Annotated in this window: 3 protein-coding genes; 2 read left to right on the top strand and 1 reads right to left on the bottom strand. The window is 36.5% G+C overall.

The window, feature by feature from the left end:
* Nucleotides 1-566: transposase (locus tag AC3AX0_RS09675; protein ID WP_487550084.1), on the bottom strand; the 566-nt coding region annotated here is incomplete at its 3' end.
* Nucleotides 567-774: 208 nt separating this feature from the next.
* Between AC3AX0_RS09675 and AC3AX0_RS09680 the strand changes: the two genes are divergently transcribed.
* Together AC3AX0_RS09680 and AC3AX0_RS09685 are read left to right on the top strand one after the other, a co-directional pair.
* Complete coding sequence (locus AC3AX0_RS09680; RefSeq protein ID WP_487550085.1) at nt 775-2199, top strand: sigma-54 interaction domain-containing protein; 1425 nt, start codon at nt 775-777, stop codon at nt 2197-2199.
* Between the two features lie 121 nt (nt 2200-2320).
* On the top strand, nt 2321-3034 hold the full coding sequence (locus AC3AX0_RS09685; protein ID WP_487550086.1) for a cytochrome c biogenesis CcdA family protein: 714 nt from the start codon (nt 2321-2323) through the stop codon (nt 3032-3034).
* The last annotated feature ends 340 nt before the right edge of the window (nt 3035-3374 follow it).

A 3374-nucleotide genomic window follows, 5' to 3' on the forward strand; every position in this document is an offset into this window, starting at 1 on the left:
AATAATGAGTAGTCCAAGGGATAACGTATGTTGGATGGAGCACAGGTAGCATCTATGATTAATGTTCCATCGTTTGTTGATTTCTCTTCTTCGTTTTTATCATCTGAAGAACTACCGGAACCAAGAGTAGGATTATCGTCATCATCTTTCGCATCTGTCTTTTGCTTGGCATTTGCCAACAGGCATTCGTTGGCCTCTATCAACATTTCAGCACTAATACGCTTTCTGAATGCAACCAATGAGCTGGAGTCAAACGGTGCTGTTTTCTGATAACCTGGCAAACCTATAAAATACTGATAATATGGATTTTCAGTCAACTGCGCCACTAGTTCTTCGTCCGAAAATCCGTACTTGGTTTGTATGATTAAGGAACCAAGAGCCATGCGTAGAGGTTTTGCCACATTTCCAGTATTACTTGGAAACAGTGCTGCATATTTTTTCTCAAACTGATTCCAGGGAATTATATCTGCCATTTTTATCCATCGGTTTTCTGGATTCATTTCAAGTCCTAATGGTTGATTGAAGTCTTGAAAATTAGGTTGCGATTTGTCAGCGGCTTTATACATTATTTTGACTCCTTATGAATGATATTGTATGAGTAAGTGCAAGGAAAATGCTATTTGATGCGAATTACCCTTGCATCTATTATACCAAATTTACGCTTTAAATGCAGTAAAATCAACACTTTGAATGTTAATCAGTAGACACTAATTATAGATGAAAATTATTTATATAGTTATATATAAGATAGATTAACAAATGGAGGATGACAGTATGAAAGAAAATGGCGATTATAAAATGACTCATAAAGAAGTTGAATATTGCATGAAGATTATGCTTAATACAGTAACAGATGGTGCCATGCTTGTTTCATCAGAAGGTATAATCGAATATTACAACAAGCAGATGGGTTTGATGGAAGGCTTTAGTGCTAAGGATGTTTTGGGAAAGAGAATCACCGAGGTATATAAGGTAAGCGAGGAAAACAGTGAGCACCACAGTGTAAGAAGGACGGGTACTCCAATTCTTGACAGGTACCAGGACTATTTTTCAAACAAGAACCAGAAGATATCTTCTGTAGCCAGTACCTATCCTATAATAAGAAATGGTGAGATGATTGCCACCTACTCAGTTTGTAGAAGCGTAGATAAGGTTGCTGACCTTTTGAAAAGAACAAAGGAAATTGAAAACAGTGCCAGCCTCAATGTCATAAGTACTGAAAACAATACAAGATATTCATTTAAGAACATAATCACAAACAGTGAAAAGATGAGCTCAATAATAGAAAAGGCAAAGAAATTTTCAAAATACAACAGCAATGTACTAATCTTCGGAGAGACAGGAGTGGGAAAGGAAATATTCGCCCAAGGAATCCACAACTACAATTCAGTAAACAAAAGGCAGCCTTTCGTGGGAATAAATTGTTCCGCAATACCTGAAAACCTTCTTGAAAGCAGTCTTTTTGGTACTATAAAAGGAGCATATACTGGAGCGGAAAACAGGAAGGGACTTATTGAAAAGGCAGGCTTTGGTACCTTGCTTCTTGATGAGATAAATTCAATGCCTCTTTCTTTACAGGCTAAAATACTCAGGGTTATTCAGGAAAAGAAATTTAGACGGATAGGAAGTACCGAAATGGTAAGTTTGAACTGCAGGATAATAAGTTCTACAAACATAAGTCCTGAGAGATGTTTAAGTGAAAACCTTATAAGAAAGGACCTGTATTATCGTATTTCAACCAGTACTTTGGAGATACCTTCCCTTAGAGAAAGAAAATCTGATATACTTCCCCTGATTAATTATTTCACAGAGATGTACGGATCAAAATACGGACTTTTCAATCTTGAAGTTACAGATAATGTATATGAAATATTGAAAGGATACTCCTATCCTGGAAATGTCAGGGAGCTTGAAAACATAATCGAATCTGCCATAACTCTTGCCGATGATGACCAGATAGTTGATGTGAATTGTCTTCCTGACAGGATTTACGGAGAAGACGAAGCTCCTTCAAGGAAAAAGGAAGGATTGGGAGAATTTCTAAGAAATGCAGAACGTGACAGGATAATAGAGGCTTTGGAAGAGAATGACTGGAATATAACAAGAAGTGCTGAAAGCCTTAAGATAGTGAGGCAAAATCTTCAATATAGAATGAAAAAGCTTAGCATTAAGAAGATGAAAAGTCATGGAAATTGGTAAAAAAGTATTAAAACAAAGATTTTGTTAATGATAATTAATATCATTTGCAAATTTTTTGTTATATAATGAGTACATAAATAAGGAAATTCAATATTTGATAAAAAATTAGGTGGTGGAAAACATGATTGGTGAACAAATTTTCATAACAACGGTATTCGCAGCAGGATTTTTATCATTCTTTGCTCCTTGCACTTTTCCTCTCTTGCCTGTATATATAGGTGTTATTACAGGAAAGGCCGATGGTAAGAAGTCGGATAGAGGGAAATACAGAGTAAATCTTGTGGCAATAGGAAGGACCATGGTATTTGTACTTGGACTTTCTACAATTTTTCTGATCCTGGGCTTTGGTGCCGGGGCACTTGGAAAATACATATACGGAAATACATTCAGGATAATAAGCGGATCTATAGTCATACTTCTTGGTCTTTCACAGATGGGACTTTTTAACCTAAAGTTTATGAATTTTAATAAATCTGTAAGGTTTGAAAGGAGCAAGAAGCACGATCTTTTGGGAACCTATCTTTTAGGACTTACTTTCAGCTTTGCATGGACACCATGTGTAGGACCGGTTCTTGGAGCCATACTTGTGGTTTCATCAGGCGGTGGACAGGCTCTTTATGGATTGTCTCTCATGCTTGTTTACATCCTTGGTCTGGCAGTGCCGTTTCTAATAATGGCTCTTCTTTCAGACATATTGCTTGAAAAATTCACAAAAATCGAGAAGCACCTAATGACTATCAAGAGGGTAGGAGGAGCAATAATAGTTCTCATGGGAATTTTGCTCATGACTCAGAATTTGAATGTGTTGGCAGGATTTTTCGAAAATCTGCTTTAGCGCAGAATAATTATAAATTCAGCTCCCTACTCCTCGGTACGACAATACTCAAATTTATATGGAAAATTATCATACCTCGAAGTCGAGACCTCACTGAAATTTCTAATTATTCTTGGGTGTTAGGGTTGCAGAAGTTTAGAAAAATTCCGAATAGATAGGAGGTAAAGAAAATGAACAACAAGAAACTTATAATATTTATATTGGTGGCAGTTCTAATTATTGCAGTAGGAGCATATATTTATAACGGACAGAACAGCGATACTGCAATGGATAATGATGAAATGAAGGACAACATTGAGGAGGACAAGGACATGGATGCAGACATGGACAAGGATGACGA

The sequence above is a fragment of the Dethiosulfatibacter sp. genome (genome assembly GCF_983023055.1).

Bases quoted from the DNA above. Each gene is read 5' to 3' on its own strand.
- AC3AX0_RS09685 (WP_487550086.1), top strand. From the start codon at position 2,321: ATGATTGGTGAACAAATTTTCATAACAACGGTATTCGCAGCAGGATTT.
- AC3AX0_RS09680 (WP_487550085.1), top strand. From the start codon at position 775: ATGAAAGAAAATGGCGATTATAAAATGACTCATAAAGAAGTTGAATAT.